General features: G+C 72.3%; 19 protein-coding genes. 5 read left to right on the forward strand and 14 right to left on the reverse strand.

Features of this window, described 5'->3' with window-relative positions:
- Nucleotide 1: 1 nt before the first annotated feature.
- Nucleotides 2-451 carry a D-aminoacyl-tRNA deacylase gene (gene dtd, locus ACH4KB_RS29515; protein WP_398068892.1) on the forward strand — a complete coding sequence of 150 codons (450 nt, stop codon included), beginning with the start codon at nucleotides 2-4 and terminating at the stop codon, nucleotides 449-451.
- A 56-nt stretch (nucleotides 452-507) separates the two neighbouring features.
- On the opposite strand, the gene ACH4KB_RS29520 is transcribed toward dtd, so the two are convergent.
- From ACH4KB_RS29520 to ACH4KB_RS29545, 6 genes are all read right to left on the reverse strand, one after another.
- A complete protein-coding gene (locus tag ACH4KB_RS29520; RefSeq protein WP_398068893.1) occupies nucleotides 508-1,473 on the reverse strand; it encodes a YgfZ/GcvT domain-containing protein in 966 nt (321 codons plus the stop codon).
- Nucleotides 1,474-1,482: 9 nt separating this feature from the next.
- Entirely contained in the window at nucleotides 1,483-2,019 is a 537-nt protein-coding gene (locus tag ACH4KB_RS29525) for a Fur family transcriptional regulator (protein ID WP_398068894.1), read from the reverse strand.
- Between the two features lie 58 nt (nucleotides 2,020-2,077).
- Nucleotides 2,078-2,650 (reverse strand): FABP family protein, encoded by a 573-nt coding sequence (locus tag ACH4KB_RS29530; RefSeq protein WP_047177390.1) that lies wholly within the window; start codon nucleotides 2,648-2,650, stop codon nucleotides 2,078-2,080.
- A 279-nt stretch (nucleotides 2,651-2,929) separates the two neighbouring features.
- On the reverse strand, nucleotides 2,930-3,793 hold the full coding sequence (locus ACH4KB_RS29535; protein WP_398068895.1) for a hypothetical protein: 864 nt from the start codon (nucleotides 3,791-3,793) through the stop codon (nucleotides 2,930-2,932).
- Nucleotides 3,790-4,509 carry a hypothetical protein gene (locus ACH4KB_RS29540; RefSeq protein WP_398068966.1) on the reverse strand — a complete coding sequence of 240 codons (720 nt, stop codon included), beginning with the start codon at nucleotides 4,507-4,509 and terminating at the stop codon, nucleotides 3,790-3,792. The genes ACH4KB_RS29535 and ACH4KB_RS29540 overlap by 4 nt, the downstream gene beginning before the upstream one ends.
- 128 nt (nucleotides 4,510-4,637) lie before the next feature.
- A complete protein-coding gene (locus ACH4KB_RS29545; RefSeq protein WP_398068896.1) occupies nucleotides 4,638-5,438 on the reverse strand; it encodes a hypothetical protein in 801 nt (266 codons plus the stop codon).
- Nucleotides 5,439-5,592: 154 nt separating this feature from the next.
- On the opposite strand from ACH4KB_RS29545, the gene ACH4KB_RS29550 reads away from it, so the two are divergent.
- On the forward strand, nucleotides 5,593-5,955 hold the full coding sequence (locus ACH4KB_RS29550) for a DsrE family protein (protein ID WP_012380275.1): 363 nt from the start codon (nucleotides 5,593-5,595) through the stop codon (nucleotides 5,953-5,955).
- 69 nt (nucleotides 5,956-6,024) lie between these two features.
- Here the strand turns inward: ACH4KB_RS29550 and ACH4KB_RS29555 are convergent, their stop codons facing one another.
- The 8 genes from ACH4KB_RS29555 to ACH4KB_RS29590 all read right to left on the reverse strand — a co-directional run bounded on the left by ACH4KB_RS29555 (nucleotide 6,025) and on the right by ACH4KB_RS29590 (nucleotide 11,825).
- Nucleotides 6,025-6,282, reverse strand: a complete 258-nt coding sequence (locus tag ACH4KB_RS29555) for a DUF3099 domain-containing protein (RefSeq protein WP_398068897.1) — start codon at nucleotides 6,280-6,282, stop codon at nucleotides 6,025-6,027.
- A 180-nt stretch (nucleotides 6,283-6,462) separates the two neighbouring features.
- On the reverse strand, nucleotides 6,463-6,750 hold the full coding sequence (locus ACH4KB_RS29560; RefSeq protein ID WP_003968135.1) for a DUF1416 domain-containing protein: 288 nt from the start codon (nucleotides 6,748-6,750) through the stop codon (nucleotides 6,463-6,465).
- A gap of 72 nt (nucleotides 6,751-6,822) precedes the next feature.
- On the reverse strand, nucleotides 6,823-7,662 hold the full coding sequence (locus ACH4KB_RS29565) for a sulfurtransferase (RefSeq protein ID WP_018959851.1): 840 nt from the start codon (nucleotides 7,660-7,662) through the stop codon (nucleotides 6,823-6,825).
- A gap of 164 nt (nucleotides 7,663-7,826) precedes the next feature.
- On the reverse strand, nucleotides 7,827-7,907 hold the full coding sequence (locus ACH4KB_RS29570; RefSeq protein WP_350240574.1) for a putative leader peptide: 81 nt from the start codon (nucleotides 7,905-7,907) through the stop codon (nucleotides 7,827-7,829).
- A 230-nt stretch (nucleotides 7,908-8,137) separates the two neighbouring features.
- Nucleotides 8,138-8,827 carry a DUF2993 domain-containing protein gene (locus ACH4KB_RS29575; RefSeq protein WP_398068898.1) on the reverse strand — a complete coding sequence of 230 codons (690 nt, stop codon included), beginning with the start codon at nucleotides 8,825-8,827 and terminating at the stop codon, nucleotides 8,138-8,140.
- A 223-nt stretch (nucleotides 8,828-9,050) separates the two neighbouring features.
- Nucleotides 9,051-10,583 carry a hypothetical protein gene (locus ACH4KB_RS29580; protein WP_398068899.1) on the reverse strand — a complete coding sequence of 511 codons (1,533 nt, stop codon included), beginning with the start codon at nucleotides 10,581-10,583 and terminating at the stop codon, nucleotides 9,051-9,053.
- A gap of 10 nt (nucleotides 10,584-10,593) precedes the next feature.
- The gene (locus ACH4KB_RS29585) at nucleotides 10,594-10,848 is read right to left on the reverse strand and encodes a MoaD/ThiS family protein (RefSeq protein ID WP_397924959.1); all 255 of its coding nucleotides are present in this window, start codon (nucleotides 10,846-10,848) and stop codon (nucleotides 10,594-10,596) included.
- Nucleotides 10,849-10,907: 59 nt separating this feature from the next.
- Nucleotides 10,908-11,825 (reverse strand): alpha/beta hydrolase family protein, encoded by a 918-nt coding sequence (locus tag ACH4KB_RS29590; protein ID WP_398068900.1) that lies wholly within the window; start codon nucleotides 11,823-11,825, stop codon nucleotides 10,908-10,910.
- 298 nt (nucleotides 11,826-12,123) lie between these two features.
- Between ACH4KB_RS29590 and ACH4KB_RS29595 the strand changes: the two genes are divergently transcribed.
- From ACH4KB_RS29595 to ACH4KB_RS29605, 3 genes are all read left to right on the forward strand, one after another.
- Nucleotides 12,124-12,930, forward strand: a complete 807-nt coding sequence (locus tag ACH4KB_RS29595) for a winged helix-turn-helix domain-containing protein (protein WP_398068901.1) — start codon at nucleotides 12,124-12,126, stop codon at nucleotides 12,928-12,930.
- Nucleotides 12,931-12,953: 23 nt separating this feature from the next.
- Nucleotides 12,954-13,994: a LacI family DNA-binding transcriptional regulator gene (locus tag ACH4KB_RS29600; RefSeq protein ID WP_097868102.1), complete on the forward strand. Its 1,041-nt coding sequence runs from the start codon at nucleotides 12,954-12,956 to the stop codon at nucleotides 13,992-13,994.
- Between the two features lie 139 nt (nucleotides 13,995-14,133).
- Complete coding sequence (locus ACH4KB_RS29605; protein ID WP_398068902.1) at nucleotides 14,134-15,177, forward strand: S1C family serine protease; 1,044 nt, start codon at nucleotides 14,134-14,136, stop codon at nucleotides 15,175-15,177.
- The last annotated feature ends 31 nt before the right edge of the window (nucleotides 15,178-15,208 follow it).

The raw sequence follows: 15,208 nt of genomic DNA on the forward strand, positions 1-15,208 counted from the left end.
TATGCGTGCAGTGGTACAGAGAGTGGACGGCGCGAGCGTCTCCGTCGCCGGTGCGACGGACGGCGCCTCGGCCCCCGGAATCGTCGGGGAGATCGCCGGTGAGGGCCTGTGTGTGCTGGTCGGGGTCACCCATGACGACACCCCGGAGAAGGCGGCGCAGCTGGCCCGCAAGCTCTGGTCGGTGCGCGTCCTGGAGGGCGAGAAGTCCTGTTCGGATGTGAACGCCCCCCTCCTGGTGATTTCTCAGTTCACTCTCTACGGGGACGCCCGCAAGGGCCGCCGCCCCACCTGGAACGCCGCCGCGCCCGGCGAGGTGGCCCAGCCCCTGGTGGACGAGGTCGTGGCGCGGCTGCGGGCGCTGGGGGCGCAGGTGGAGACGGGCCGGTTCGGAGCGGACATGCGGGTCTCGCTCACGAATCACGGCCCGTTCACGGTGATCATCGAGGTGTAGGGGCTGTCCGGTCCGCCAGGTATGGCGGGACAGCCCCTGAGCCGTAAGCGGGGGGCCTACGGCTCGACGACCGTCTCCTGGGCGGCGGCCGTGTCGCCGGCGAGCAGTTCCGCGTCGACGGCCACGTTCCGCTTGACCAGGGCGAGGGCGATCGGGCCCAGCTCGTGGTGGCGGGCCGAGGTGGTGATGAAGCCGAGCTGGCGGCCCTCCTGGCCCTCGGCGGCCAGCCGTACCGGCGTCCCGTGTCCGGGGAGGTGCACCTCGCTGCCGTCCAGGTGCAGGAAGACGAGCCGGCGCGGCGGCTTCCCCAGGTTGTGGACGCGGGCGACGGTCTCCTGGCCCCGGTAGCAGCCCTTCTGGAGGTGGACGGCGCCGCCGATCCAGCCCAGCTCGTGCGGGATGGTGCGGTGGTCGGTCTCGAAGCCGACGCGCGGCCGGTGGCCCTCCACGCGCAGCGCCTCGTACGCCAGGATCCCGGCGGCGGGGCCGTGGGCGGCGGCGTACGCCTCCAGGCCGGCGCGGGGCAGGAACAGGTCCCGGCCCTGAGGAGTCTCCCGTACGGCCGCCCCGTCCGGGACTTCGGCGATGGAGCCGGCCGGGAGGTGGACGACGGCGATGTCGCCGGTGCGGTCGGCGACCTCGACCCGGTAGAAGAACTTCATCGACTCCAGGTAGGCGATCAGCTCGCCCTGGGTGTCCGGCTCGACGTGCATCCACACCGTCGTGCCGTCGTCGACCAGATACATCGCGTGCTCGATGTGCCCGTTGGCGGACAGGATGAGCGCCTCGGTGGCCTGGTGCGGGGCGAGGTCGCTGACGTGCTGGGTGATCAGCAGGTGCAGCCAGCTCAGCCGGTCGTCGCCGGTGACGGTGATGACGCCCCGGTGGGAGAGGTCGACGAAGCCGTTGCCGTCGGCCAGCGCGCGTTGCTCGCGGAACAGGTCGCCGTAGTGCGCGGCGACGCCTTCGTCGCGGCCTTCGGCGGGAACGGCACCGGGCAGGGACAGCAGGGGGCTCTTCATGCGCCCAGCCTACGACTTGGCGGAGGCGCCCTTCGCGGGCGTGCTCGCACCCGCGTCGGCGGACCCGCCGGAGGCCCTGCCGGAGGTTCCGCCGGAGGCCCTGTCCACGGCCCCGTCCGCCGCCGCTTTCGTGGCCGCGCAGTCCGCACAGCGGCCGAAGATCGCGAAGTGCTTCATGTCCGTCTCGAAGCCGAAATCGGCGCGCAGCTTCTCGGTGAACTCGGCGACGACGGAGAGATCCGCCTCGATGACGTCCGCGCAGTCCCGGCAGACCAGGTGGATGTGGTGGTGCCGGTCGGCCAGGTGGTACGTCGGGGCGCCGTGCCCCAGATGGGCGTGGCTGACCAGCCCGAGCTCCTCCAGGAGCTCCAGGGTCCGGTACACCGTGGAGATGTTCACGCCGGACGCGGTCCTGCGCACCTCGCACAGGATGTCGTCCGGAGTCGCGTGCTCCAGGGCATCGACCGCCTCCAGGACGAGCTGACGCTGGGGCGTCAGCCGGTAGCCGCGCTGCCGAAGATCGGTCTTCCAGTCGGTGCTCACCACACGCCCAGTGTAGGGCGGGGCGAGCACCGGACAGCAGCCCCGGTTCCGGGCGGGCTCCCTACTTGAAGAACGCGATGCCGTCGTCGGGCATGTCCTCGAGGTTCCGCGCCATCTCGGCGACCTCCTCGGGGGTGACGACCTTCTTCAGGTGCGCCGACATGTACGGGCGCAGCTCGACCTCGGGGGTGGCCTTCTCGCCGACCCACATGAGGTCGCTCTTGACGTACCCGTAGAGCCGCTTGCCGCCGCTGTACGGGCCGGAGGCCGCCGTACGGGCCACCGCGTCGGTGACCAGGTCGATCTGCGGCTTCTGGTCGGCCAGCTCGCCGTACCAGATCTCGATGACGCCCTGGTCGCGGGCCATGACGACCTCGACCTTGCGGTCCTTGTCGATGCGCCAGTAGCCGGTCTCGGTCTCCAGCGGCCGGACCTGCTTGCCCTCGTCGTCCAGGACCCAGGTGTGGGAGACGTACTCCAGGAAGTCACGGCCGTCGTGGCTGAAGGTGACTTCCTGGCCGAAGTTGCACTTCTCGGCGCCGGGGAAGTCGGACACGCCCGCGCCCGCCCAGTTGCCGAGGAGGAAGGCCAGCGGGACGAGGTCCGGGTGGAGGTCGGACGGAATCTCGATCATGAGCGGCTCAGACGATCTGTGAGGGTGCGAGGGGTGGGCGGGAACCGTGGGAACGGCGAAGGTCAGCGCTGGCCCTGGTACAGCTTCTTCACGGTGATCGCGGCGAAGGCGGTGACGCCCACGCAGACCAGGATCAGCAGGGCGGAGAAGAATGCCTCAAGCACAGGGGGCTCCTCGTGACGAGCGGATGGCGGCGGTGACAGGGCCGGGGCCCCAGCCTAATGGGTGGGGCCCCGGCCTTCTCGTCCAGGTGTCGGCCGCGGGCAGCCGCGGCGGCCCTCAGGCGAGCAGCTGGTTCTGGAGGATCAGCGTCTGCTGGAAGGGAACGCGGTCCGTCTCCCGCTTCCCGGCGCGCTCGTGCACGACGAGGGCGAGCGTGTCCCCCGCCAGGGTGTACGCCTGCCGGACGTGCTCGGCCCCGAAGGGCGTCTGCTCGGCGAAGACGAACGACGAGAGGTTCTCGATGTCGTTGTCCGAACCCCAGGTGTCGTCGAACTCGGTGGTGTCCGTGCGGTCCAACGGCGTACCGGCCGAGGAGCCCACGTTCAGATCGTCGAGCATGCGGCTCGCGAACGCCGTCGAGTTGAACCGCACCAGGTAGATCCGGGACGTCGTGCCGTCCGGCATGGCCCAGCCGCGTGCCGCGATGTGGCGCGGCGCGGCGTCCTTCAGGAGCTGGGCCACCGACTGCCGGTCCTGCTGCCGGTACGCGTCCAGGAACGTCTTTGTGGAGATCCAGCCGCCGGGCAGCTTCTTGTCCGGCACCGCTCCGGCGGGGGCCGGCAGCAGCAGGTCGCGCAGGTCGGCGTGGTGGATCTCGGCCGGGTTGCCGGCCCCGAACGGCCGGGGCGATCCGGCCGGGAGAGCGGGCAGGGCCAGCTTGGGGTAGTCCCAGCGGCCGTCGTCCTCGGTGGCGAGCCCGGGGACGTCGGTCCGCTCCAGGGAGGCTATGCCGAAGGCCGTACCGGTGCCGAGCACCCCGAACGCCAGCGCGGCGGCGGTCCACCGGGCCACGGCGCGCAGGACCCGCCGGGGCGGCTTCGGCGCCGCCTCGGGCGCCTCGGGCGGAAGGACGGGCGGCGGCGTTTCGGGCCTCACGGGCGTCCCAGTGGTGGTCCCAGGGGTCACCGTCTGCTCGCTCATACGTACTCCCCCGGGGACGCGATGTGGTCAAGCTGGTCCTTCACCAGATCTCCGACCTCGGACGGGCTGAACGGCTTGCTGCCGTTCGCGTCGACGGTCACCGAGACCGCTCCCTCGTACGCGATGCAGGTGACGCCGTCGAGGCTCTTCTTGTCGCCCTTGGGCAGCCGGTAGCAGGTCACCCTCTTGTGGCCGTCCACCTTCGGTCCCTTGCGGAAGAAGTCGAAGGAGTCCAGCAGCTTCTTCCGGTTCAGGTACGACGCGCGGACCGCCTGCCTGTCCCGCATCTTCACTACCTGGATGTTCACGACGAGGTCATGGGAGTCCGCGGCGTACGAGCGCTGCGCGATGCCCCGGATGCGGAGCTTCTCGATGGACTTGTCCAGCTCGCGGCGGTCCTTCCCGGCCAGGCCGCGCCCCATCTCCTTCATCGCGGCGGCGGCCTTGGCGCCGCTCGTCTCGCTGTCGTTGCCGAGTTCGCCGATGTCCGGGCCGAGGAGGTAGCCCTCGGGCACCGGGAGCAGGAGCTTGGTCAGCTCGGTGTCGTGGCGGCCCCGGGACGGCTCGCCCGCCGGGTCCTCGCCGGTGGGTGCGTGGTCCTCGTCCCAGACGGTCGTGGCGACCGTGCGGTCCGCGGTGTCCACGGTGTTCTTCACGTACCCGGCCGCGCCGCCGACCGCTCCGAGCACCAGGACGACGGACAGCGCGGTCAGCACCACCCGGCGGGCGGGGGCGGGAGTGGGGGCGGTGGGCCCAGCTTCAACGGTCGGTCCAGCCTCCCCGGGCGGCCCGGGCGGATCAGCAGGCCCGGGCGGATCGGTCAAGGGAGGGGTCTCGCCGTCGTTCACAGCCGCTCCAGCTGTCGCTCGGCCAGCGTCCGGATGGCCTTCTTGCCGATCGGGACGGTGTCGGAGATGTGGATGTCGAGCACGATGTCGCCGCGCCGGGCCAGGGCCCTGGCCCGGTACGCCGGGAGGTATCCCGTCTCCCGCTCGACCGGGTGGAGGAAGTAGCGGCCCTCGCCGCTGCCCTTGATCGCATCTCCCTCGTTGCCCGCGCCGCGCTCGTCACGCGGCATGTACTCCAACTGGCTGTCGAGGTGCTCCGCCGCGCCGAGCAGGTCGCCGGACCGGAACTGGAGCAGGTGGACCTCGGTCTCCCGGTACTTCCCCTGTTCCCAGGAGACCGAGGCGACCCGGCGCAGTCCTTGCTCGGTCAGCGCCTCGAACATGTAGTGCGGGTTCTTGTAGTTCGTCTCGGCATACTGATCGAGCGGCTGCCAGCCGTCGTCGAGGCCCAGCTCGTCGGTGATCGTCTTCTTCGCGCCCTTGGGCCGGTCGACGAGCAGCTTGCGCAGGTCTCCGTCCGTCCTGACCCGCCGGTCCTGGGCCACGGGCAGCGGGGCCGGAGCCCGGTCTGCGGACAGCGGCTTCGCCGGGTGGCCGAGGCCGGGCTGCGACAGGGCGGCCAGTGGCGTGGGTGCCCGCTCGGCCTGGATGCCGTAGCCCAGGGCCGCTCCGCCCGAGACCCCGAGCAGCGCCGCCGCCGCGATGATCAGCGTCGTACGTCCGCGCGGCCGGCGGCGTACCGGCGCATCGGCGGCGGCAGGCGGCTCCGTCGGCACGGGCGGCACGGGCGGAGGCACGGGTGCGGACCCTTCCGGCGCGGCAGGAATGGTGTCGTTCGGTTCCAAAAGGGGTCCCCCCAAGAGACCTGAAGCGCGGATTCCCTTACCCGCGCGCACAAGTGACCCCCGGGTCAGCAAGGAGGTTGCGTCCTGGACGATTACAGTTCGGCATATGCCGAAGAAGCTTGTGATCAAGGTGACCGCCGGGCCCGAGGCCGCCGAGCGCTGCTCCCAGGCCTTCACCGTGGCGGCGGTGGGCGTCGCCAGCGGTGTGGAGGTCTCGCTCTGGCTGACCGGCGAGTCCTCGTGGTTCGCCCTGCCGGGCCGGGCCGCCGAGTTCGAACTGCCGCACGCGGCCCCGCTGCCGGACCTGCTGGACTCGATCCTGGCGGGCGGCCGGATCACCCTGTGCACGCAGTGCGCGGCCCGGCGCGACATCGGCGAGAAGGACGTGCTGGAGGGCGTGCGGATCGCGGGCGCGCAGGTCTTCGTGCAGGAGGCCATGGCGGACGGCGCCCAGGCGCTCGTCTACTGATCGGACGGCCGGGCGGGGGCTCCTCGGCCGAGGCGGGGGCCTCCCCGGCTCAGCAGGACCTCGCGCGGCTCAGTGGCGTTTCCTCCCGTCCAGTTCGTCCCACCACGCGTCGGACTCCGGGTCGCCGGACGGGTCGTCCCACCAACGGTCCTCCGGGCCCCGCCGGTTGGCGACCATCGCGGCGACGGGCGGGATCACCATGGCGACCAGGCACATGCCGACGGCGACCGGCATGGACCACAGGCGCACCACGGCCCAGGCGGACACGAAGAGCGCGACGCATCCGCCCATCATGAGGACGTAGTTCCGCCTGCGTCGGGCGTACATGTCTCCAGCGTAGGACTCCCCCCGGCCGCCCGCCCACCCGGCGGAGCCCCCCGGACGGCACGAAGGGCCGCACCCCGCGTCAGGTGGCGTCCAACCCCCTGGGGTGCGGCCCTCCGGCCGTTCTTCGCGCCGTACGCCGTACGGAACGGCGTACGGCGGATCGCTGCGGATCGCTGCGGATCAGACGGCGATGGCGACCTCGGAGAGCCCGCCGGTCTGCGCGACGACCGTGCGGTCGGCGCTGCCGCCGGGAACCAGGGCGCGGAGCGTCCAGGTGCCTTCGGCGGCGTAGAACCGGAACTGTCCGGTCGCCGAGGTCGGGACCTCGGCGGTGAACTCGCCGGTCGAGTCCAGCAGCCGCACGTAGCCGGTGACGGGCTCGCCGTCGCGGGTCACGCTGCCCTGGATGGTGGTCTCACCGGGCTTGATCGTCGAAGCGTCGGGGCCACCGGCCTGTGCTCCACACATGGTTCTGTCCTTCTGGTCGGGTCGTGCGGGTCGGTCGGTCGGACGGGTCGGGCGGTCGGACGGGGCGGCGGACTACTTGGCGGGGCCGAGCTCGATCGGCACGCCGACGAGGGAGCCGTACTCGGTCCAGGAACCGTCGTAGTTCTTGACGTTCTCCTGGCCGAGCAGCTCGTGGAGCACGAACCAGGTGAGCGCGGAGCGCTCACCGATGCGGCAGTAGGCGATGGTGTCCTTCGCCAGGTCGACCTGCTCGTTCTCGTAGAGCGCCTTGAGCTCGTCGTCCGACTTGAAGGTGCCGTCGTCGTTGGCGTTCTTCGACCACGGGATGTTGCGGGCGCTCGGCACGTGGCCGGGGCGCTGCGACTGCTCCTGCGGGAGGTGGGCCGGGGCGAGCAGCTTGCCGCTGAACTCGTCGGGCGAACGCACGTCGACCAGGTTCTGGCTGCCGATGGCCTTGACGACGTCGTCGCGGTACGCACGGATCGACTCGTCCTGCGGCTTGGCCGTGTACTGGGTGGCCGGGCGCGTCGGGACGACGTCGGTCAGGTCGCGGGAGTCGAGCTCCCACTTCTTGCGGCCGCCGTCGAGGAGCTTCACGTTCTCGTGGCCGTAGAGCTTGAAGTACCAGTAGGCGTAGGAGGCGAACCAGTTGTTGTTGCCGCCGTAGAGGACGACCAGGGTGTCGTTGCCGATGCCCTTCTCGCTGAGCAGCTTCTCGAAGCCGGCCTGGTCGACGAAGTCCCTGCGGACCGGGTCCTGGAGGTCCTTGGTCCAGTCGATCCGGATCGCGTTCTTGATGTGGTTCTTCTCGTACGCCGAGGTGTCCTCGTCCACCTCGACGATGGCGACCTGCGGGTCGTCGATGTGGGCCTCGACCCAGTCGGCGTCTACCAGGACGTCGCTGCGGCTCATGTTGTTCTCCTCCGGGGCAGTCTGCGGCGGGGTGGTGCGAGATGCGGAGTTGCTGGGTGCGGGTGTAGGCGCGAGGGCACGGAACGCGGCGCGTACGGGGCACGGGGCCGGCCCTGACGACGGTCGAAGGGCCGGGGAGAGACGGGACGGTGCGAACGCCCCGCTCAGGAGGTGCGACAGAGCATGGCGGCGACGCGGCACAGGTCTACTGCCCGCCGCTTCGTGAGATCCGCCTGTCGCTTCATGGGTCCGATCGTAGGGAGGTACGGGCGGAGATGTCACCGTCGTGTCGCATGATGAGACACGATCATCCGTGATGTGAGACGCGGAAGAGGCGTGCGGGCCGGGGATGCGGCGCGGGGCTCCCCCGAGCCTGCCCCGTATCTGCGGACCGGACGCGGGCGTCTCACTATCCGGATCAGCCGAGCCGTCCGGGGGGCGGGAGAGGCTCCGTCGGGGAGTGCGGGGCGGTCGGTCAGCCCGTCAGGGAGACGTCCGAGCCGGTCACCGAGATCTCCAGGCCCTTCTCGGTCACCTTGACCTCCCGGAGCTCCAGGCCCTGCGGAAGCCCGTCGATGTCGCCCTCGAAGTCGGTCTTCTTGCGGACCAGTTCCTCGACGCCGGGCAGCCCCTCGCCCGGCACCTCGTCCGCGCGCACCTTGATCGTGTGGCCGTCGACGCGGGTCACGGTGGACAGCACGCTGCGCGAGATCGGCCGGCCGAGGAGCTCGACGGTGCCGGTGACCTTCGCCTTGCCGTTGCCGCCGTACTCCACCACGACGCCGTCGCTGGCCGCCGCCGTCAGGTCCGCGTAGCTGACGAGCGCGGTGCCGGTGGCGCGGGCGGCCGTGGCGCTGCGGTAGCCGGAGCCGAGCTTCACGTCGCGCAGCTCGGCCCGGACCTCGCTGACCCGTATCGCCCGGCCGGCGGCGCTGGTCTCCATGCCGGTGAGGTCGACGTCGACCCGGTCGAGCCGCGAGGCGGCGAGCTGGGTGAGGAAGGGGAAACCCTTGATCGAGATCTCCGTGGTGGCGGGCCCGCCCCCGCTGATCGTGATCCGGTCCTCGGCCTCGGACTCGGCGAAATGAACAGCCGCACGGTCGACGGCGAGGAAGAGGCCGCCGACCACTACCACCAGGACCAGCAGTATTCGCAGTGCGCGCATGTGTCGTTCCCCCACCTCAGCCGATCGGTCCCCCTGGCGCCCGTGACCCTACTGCCGCAGGAGAGGGACGCCCAGGATGATCGACGACCGACGGCCCCCGATCGGTTCCCGGGGGCCGGTCGGCGACGGTGGCCGTGCGGTGGTCGACCGGCGGGCCGTGCGGCGGCCGCACGCCGGTCGAGCGGTGGCCGCCCGCCGGTCGGCGACGGTGGCCGGGCGGCGGTCAGAGGATGGCGCGGCCGACCAGGTAGACGGCCGGGGCCGCCACGGTCAGCGGCAGGGCCACCCCGGCGGTCATGTGCACGAAGCGGGACGGGTAGTCGTAGCTCGCCACCCGCAGCCCGATGAGCGCGCACCCGGCCGCCGCGAGACCGAGCAGCACGCCCTTCGCCCCGAAGTCGGTCGTGTTGCCGAAGACGAGGCCGACACCCGCACCCGTGAGCAGGGTCACCCCGAGGGAGGCGATGCCGGGCAGGGGAAGGGCACGGACGAGCGTGGCCGCCGCGACGGCCGCCCCGCCGACCGTCACCGCGTCCGGGGCCGCCGCGAGGAATCCGCCCGCGAGCACCGCGAGCGACGCCGAGACGACCGTGGCCATCAGGCCGTACATCCGCTCGTCGGCCCCCGCGTGGCTGCGGAGCTGGAGGACCACGGTGAGCAGCACCCAGACGCCCAGGGTGCCCAGCAGCGCGGCGGGGCCGTGCTCCCGGCCCGCGGCGAGCAGCACGACGTCGGCGACCAGGCCCCCGGCGAAGGCGAGCGCGATGCCCTGGCGGGCGGGCCACATGCCGTTGAGCCGGAACCATCCGGCAGCCGTCACCGCCTGGAGGAGCACCACCGGGACGAGCAGCGCGTACGGCCCGAGCGCCGCGCCCCCCGCGAGCAGCAGGCCGAGCACGGCAGTGAGCGCGGCGGGCTGCATCCCCGGCGCGATGATCGGCGAACGCCCTTCCGCGCGGGCCCGCTGGGCGTCGGTGATCCGGGCGTTGCCCAGCGTCGTGGGCGCGCTGTAGTCCGTGTCGCCGGGCTCCGGCCGCACGGTCGCGGGCGCGGGGGCGGGCACGGGTGCCGCGGGGGCCACGGGCGCGGCCGGGGCCTCGGGCGGCAGCGGGAAGGCCCCTGAGGCCCCTTGGGGCGGGAGGTACGCGGCGTCGGCCGCCGAAGCCGCCGAGGGCCGGTACGGCTGCTGTGGCTGCCCCTGTCCCTGCCCGTGCCCCTGCCCCTGTCCCTGTTGCTGCGGTTCACGAGACTGCTGCGGGTGCTGCGGGTGCTGCTGCGGACCCTGGTACTGCTGCTCGTAGGGAGGGTGGTGCGGCTCCGGCGCCGCGTACGGCCCCGGCTGCTGCCGTCCGTACGGATCGGGCTCCGGCGTCGCGTACGGATCCGGCTCCGGCGTCGCGTACAGATCGGGCTGCGGCACCGCGTACGGCCCCGCCTGCTGCCGTCCGTACGGATCGGGCTCCGGCGTCCCGTACGGACCCGGCTGCTGCGGCTGCCCGTAACCCTGCCCCTGCCCGTAACCCTGCCCCTGCTCCCCCGCCCGGTGCTGTCGCTCCCCGCCCGGGCGGATCGTCGGCTGGTACTGCGTGTCCCAGGTCGGCGCCTGCCACGTCTGCGTCCCGCCCTGGTCGAAGGCGTCCGGGTCCTGGGGCGCGGCGGACTGCCCGGCCGTCCCGTCGGGCCAGTGCGGCGACGCCGGCTGCTGCTGCCGCTCGGGGTCGTACGGATACGGGTACTGCTGATCGCTGCTGCTCATGGCCTGCGGTTCACCCTCCTGCGAACGGCGGGAGCACCTCGACCGTGCCGCCCTCGGCAAGGCGTACGGTCTCATGCCCACGGGCCCCGACGGGGTTCCCGTCGATGAGGAACGAGCACCGCCGGAGCACCTGGCTCAGTTCGCCGGGGTGCCTCTCGCGCACCGCGTCGAGCGCCTCGGCGAGGGTCTCCGCCGCGTACGGTTCCTCCGCGGTGCCCGCCGCGGCCTTCGCCGCGGCCCAGTAGCGGATCGTCCCCGCTGCCATGGCGCCACTCCTTCGGGTCGGTTCGTCGGACGCCTCGTGCGTCAGCTCTCCATGATGGGTCACGCGGGCGGTGCGGCCGTCGCCCAGTCGGCGATACGGGCGAGCAGGGCATCGTCCGCCGCGTTCTCGGCGTGGCCCATCCCCCGCTCCAGCCACAGCTCCGCGCCACCGGGCCCGGCCGCCTCGGCCAGCATCCTCGGATGGTCCAGCGGGAAGTAGGGATCCCGGTCGCCGTGCACGAGCAGCAGGGGAGCCGGGGCGATGAACGGGACCGCGGCGACCGGGGAGAGCGGGACGGGGTCCCAGTCCGTGGTCGCGATGCGGGTACGGAGTCCGTAGCGGCCGACGAGGCGGCCCGTGGGGCGGGTGACCACCCAGTGCAGCCGGCGCATCGAGGGCGTCCCCCGGTAGTACCACCGGGCGGGAGCGCTGACGGAGACCACCGCGTCCGAGTGCGCCCCCGAACTACCCATGCGCCCCGCGTGCGCCGGTACACGAACGGGTGCCTGCCCCGTCACGGATGTGGCCGTGTACAGGGCGCCGTGCCGGAGCACCACCGAGCCGCCCATCGAGAACCCGACCGTCACCACCCGGGAGTGCCCCAGCTCCCGCGCCCAGGCCACCGCGGCGGCCAGGTCCAGCACCTCGCGGTCGCCCACCGTGGAGCGCCCGCCGGACCGCCCGTGGCCCCGGAACGAGAACGTGACCACGGCCGCACGCCGGGCGAAGACCCGCGCGGCGCGGCGCACGGCGGGGCGGTCGGCCGAGCCGGTGAACCCGTGTGCGACGACGATCGCGGGGGACGCCGCAGGCCCCTCGAACGCTCCGTCCTCCGGCGTCCCGGGACCCGCCGTACACGGTTCGTACACCGCCTCGACCGGTACGCCGTCATCCGTCAGCAACGTGGCGAAGCGTGGGGGGCGCGTGAGCAAGGGAACAGAGGAACTCGGGAATCGGCCCTCGGACGCGGAACTCATGTGGGCTATTCTGCTGCGAAGAGGATCCGGGCAATGCAGCCCCCGGGTCCTTTTGTGCTTTACCCGCGTTGTTACGAAGACGTTTCCACAAGCTCAGCGGTCCCAGGGCGCGGGACCGCACCGTGAAACCGCATGACGCGGATCGCATGACCGCATGACCGCATGACGTACGAAGCAGTGCCGCATACTCCCCCGGGCCCGGCCCGGGAGTGCCCCTCTCGCAGGGAACGAGGAGGACCGACGTAATGGGCGAGCGAACCGTGCAACATGATCGACCGAACCAGGCAGGTGGCCGGCGATGAGTTCACTGCTGCTTCTGACGAACGCACTCCAGCCGTCGACGGAGGTGCTCCCCGCCCTCGGGCTCCTGCTCCACAGCGTGCGGGTGGCCCCCGCCGAGGGCCCGGCCCTCGTGGACACCCCGGGCGCCGACGTGATCCTCGTCGACGGGCGGCGCGACCTTCCGCAGGTCCGCTCGCTCTGTCAGCTGCTGCGGTCCACGGGACCCGGCTGTCCGCTGATCCTCGTCGTCACCGAGGGCGGTCTCGCGGCCGTCACCGCCGACTGGGGCGTCGACGACGTCCTGCTGGACACGGCGGGACCGGCCGAGGTCGAGGCCCGGCTGCGGCTGGCCATGGGCCGCCGGCAGATCACCTCCGACGACTCCCCGATGGAGATCCGCAACGGTGATCTCTCCGTCGACGAGGCGACGTACAGCGCGAAGCTCAAGGGCCGGGTCCTGGACCTGACCTTCAAGGAATTCGAACTGCTGAAGTACCTCGCCCAGCACCCGGGCCGGGTCTTCACCCGCGCCCAGCTCCTCCAGGAGGTCTGGGGTTACGACTACTTCGGCGGTACGCGGACGGTCGACGTCCACGTACGGCGGCTGCGCGCCAAGCTCGGCCCCGAGCACGAGTCGCTGATCGGCACCGTGCGCAACGTCGGCTACCGCTTCGTCACGCCGGAGAAGGTCGAGCGCGCGGCGGAGGAGGCGAAGGACCGGGCCGCCGCCCGGCAGAAGGCGGCCGACCCCGTCGCCCGATCGGAGCAGTCCTCTTCGGCCACGGTGCCGGAAGAAGCCCCGGTAGAGGCTGCCACGCCCTAGGTCCATCCGCGTAGACTGCGCGCGTGGCCAAGGTGACGCGGGACGATGTGGCGAGACTGGCGGGGACGTCGACCGCGGTCGTCAGTTACGTCATCAACAACGGACCCCGGCCGGTCGCCCCGGCCACGCGCGAGCGGGTGCTCGCCGCGATCAAGCAGTTGGGCTACCGGCCCGACCGGGTCGCCCAGGCCATGGCCTCGCGCCGCACGGACCTCATAGGGATGATCGTGCCGGACGCCCGGCAGCCGTTCTTCGCGGAGATGGCGCACGCGGTCGAACAGGCCGCCGCCGAGCGCGGGAAGATGGTGCTCGTCGGCAACTCCGACTACCGCGACGAGCGCGAGGTCCACTATCTGCGGGCCTTCCTCGGTATGCGCGTCTCCGGGCTGATCCTGGTCAGCCAGGGCCCCAGCGAGCGCGCCGCCGCCGAGATCGAGGCCTGGGACGCCCGGGTCGTCCTGCTGCACGAGCGCCCCGAGGCGATCGACGACGTCGCCGTCGTCACCGACGACGTGGGCGGCGCCCAGCTCGCCACCCGGCATCTGCTGGAGCACGGCAACGCGTACGTTGCCTGCCTCGGCGGCACGGAGGAGACCCCGGTGGTCGGCGACCCGGTCGCCGACCACGTCGAGGGCTGGCGACGGGCGATGCACGAGTCGGGCCGCTCCACGGAGGGCCGGCTCTTCCAGGCCCCGTACAACCGCTACGACGCCTATCAGGTGGCCCTCGGGCTGCTGGCGGGCCCGGACAGGCCCCCGGCGATCTTCTGCGCCACGGACGACCAGGCCTTCGGCGTGCTGCGGGCCGCCCGCGAGCTGCGCATCGACGTGCCGGGCGAGCTGGCGGTGGCGGGCTTCGACGACGTGAAGGAAGCCGGCCTCACCGATCCGCCGCTGACCACGGTCCACTCCGACCGCCCGGCCATGGCGCGGGCGGCGGTGGACCTGGTGCTGGACGACTCGCTGCGGGTCTCGGGGTCGCGGCGCGAGCGGCTGAAGCAGTTCCCCTCCGCGCTGGTGGTCCGGCGCTCGTGCGGCTGCGGGGAGCCCCCCGCGTCCGCCTGACCGCCCGCTCGTCGGACCTTCCGCCCTTACACCGCCCGCTCGGCGGACCTTCCGCCCTTACAGCGGGCATACGCGGTTCTTCCGGGCTTCTCAGGACGTACTCAGGCCCTTCTCATCTTCGCTGACCAGCCTGGTGGACATGACGGAGAACCTTCGCCCCCGCGGCGCGTACACCACGGACCAGGACCAGGACCCGACCCCGTACGGCTACGGCTACGGCACGGCGTACGACGGCGCCCCGGGCGGTTACCCGCCGCCGCCCCCGTACGCCCCCACCAACCGGCGCCGGGCGAAGCGGCCGGTCGCGCTGCTGGCGGCGGTGGCCATCGCGGCGGGCGTGATCGGCGGCGGCACCGCGACCCTCGTCGGCCAGCTGAACGGCGGGGGCTCCGGGGCCACCGGCTCCGGCGGCGCGGTCAACGGCACCACCGTCTCGCAGTCCAGCAAGGGCACCGTCGCGGGCGTCGCGGAGGCGGTCTCGCCCGCGATCGTGGAGATCGGCGCGGCGTCGTCGGCGGGCAGCTCCACCGGGTCGGGCGTGGTGATCACCGAGGACGGCGAGATCGTCACCAACAACCACGTCATCTCGGGCGCGCGGCAGATCCAGGTCACCCTCTCCACCGGCAAGACCTACACGGCCGACGTCGTGGGCACCGCCCCCGACAAGGACCTCGCGCTCATCAAGCTCCGGGGCGCGAGCGGCCTGAAGACGGCGACGCTCGGCGACTCCTCGCAGGTCAAGGTCGGCGACCAGGTCGTGGCGATCGGCTCGCCCGAGGGCCTGACCGGCACCGTCACCAGCGGCATCGTCTCCGCGCTCGACCGGGACGTCACCGTGGCCAAGGACGACTCCGGCGGCTCGGGGCAGGGGCAGGGCCGGCAGGGTGGGGGGCAGCAGTGGCCGTTCGAGTTCGGGGGACAGCAGTTCAACGGCGACACGGGCGAGGAGACGACCACGTACAAGGCGCTCCAGACCGACGCGTCGCTCAACCCCGGCAACTCCGGCGGTGCGCTGATCAACATGGACGGCGAGATCATCGGCATCAACTCGGCGATGTACGCGCCGAGTTCCTCGGCGGCGGGCAGCGGTTCCGCGACGGGCAGCGTCGGCCTCGGCTTCGCCATCCCGGTGGACACCCTCAAGGCCGACCTGGACACCCTTCGCGCGGGGAACGGCGCCTGACCGTGCGAGGCTGAGAGCGCCCCCACAGGGC

It is taken from the genome of Streptomyces sp. NPDC017520 (genome assembly GCF_044329855.1).
Classification (GTDB): Bacteria; Actinomycetota; Actinomycetes; order Streptomycetales; family Streptomycetaceae; genus Streptomyces.

What these genes read in the sequence shown, in the direction of transcription:
- ACH4KB_RS29605 (WP_398068902.1), top strand. Translation starts at nt 14,134, where the DNA reads ATGACGGAGAACCTTCGCCCCCGCGGCGCGTACACCACGGACCAGGAC.
- ACH4KB_RS29565 (WP_018959851.1), bottom strand. Translation starts at nt 7,662, where the DNA reads ATGAGCCGCAGCGACGTCCTGGTAGACGCCGACTGGGTCGAGGCCCAC.
- ACH4KB_RS29580 (WP_398068899.1), bottom strand. Translation starts at nt 10,583, where the DNA reads ATGAGCAGCAGCGATCAGCAGTACCCGTATCCGTACGACCCCGAGCGG.
- ACH4KB_RS29560 (WP_003968135.1), bottom strand. Translation starts at nt 6,750, where the DNA reads ATGTGTGGAGCACAGGCCGGTGGCCCCGACGCTTCGACGATCAAGCCC.
- ACH4KB_RS29520 (WP_398068893.1), bottom strand. Translation starts at nt 1,473, where the DNA reads ATGAAGAGCCCCCTGCTGTCCCTGCCCGGTGCCGTTCCCGCCGAAGGC.
- ACH4KB_RS29585 (WP_397924959.1), bottom strand. Translation starts at nt 10,848, where the DNA reads ATGGCAGCGGGGACGATCCGCTACTGGGCCGCGGCGAAGGCCGCGGCG.
- dtd (WP_398068892.1), top strand. Translation starts at nt 2, where the DNA reads ATGCGTGCAGTGGTACAGAGAGTGGACGGCGCGAGCGTCTCCGTCGCC.
- ACH4KB_RS29595 (WP_398068901.1), top strand. Translation starts at nt 12,124, where the DNA reads ATGAGTTCACTGCTGCTTCTGACGAACGCACTCCAGCCGTCGACGGAG.
- ACH4KB_RS29555 (WP_398068897.1), bottom strand. Translation starts at nt 6,282, where the DNA reads ATGTACGCCCGACGCAGGCGGAACTACGTCCTCATGATGGGCGGATGC.
- ACH4KB_RS29570 (WP_350240574.1), bottom strand. Translation starts at nt 7,907, where the DNA reads ATGAAGCGACAGGCGGATCTCACGAAGCGGCGGGCAGTAGACCTGTGC.
- ACH4KB_RS29550 (WP_012380275.1), top strand. Translation starts at nt 5,593, where the DNA reads ATGCCGAAGAAGCTTGTGATCAAGGTGACCGCCGGGCCCGAGGCCGCC.
- ACH4KB_RS29535 (WP_398068895.1), bottom strand. Translation starts at nt 3,793, where the DNA reads ATGAGCGAGCAGACGGTGACCCCTGGGACCACCACTGGGACGCCCGTG.
- ACH4KB_RS29590 (WP_398068900.1), bottom strand. Translation starts at nt 11,825, where the DNA reads ATGAGTTCCGCGTCCGAGGGCCGATTCCCGAGTTCCTCTGTTCCCTTG.
- ACH4KB_RS29530 (WP_047177390.1), bottom strand. Translation starts at nt 2,650, where the DNA reads ATGATCGAGATTCCGTCCGACCTCCACCCGGACCTCGTCCCGCTGGCC.
- ACH4KB_RS29575 (WP_398068898.1), bottom strand. Translation starts at nt 8,827, where the DNA reads ATGCGCGCACTGCGAATACTGCTGGTCCTGGTGGTAGTGGTCGGCGGC.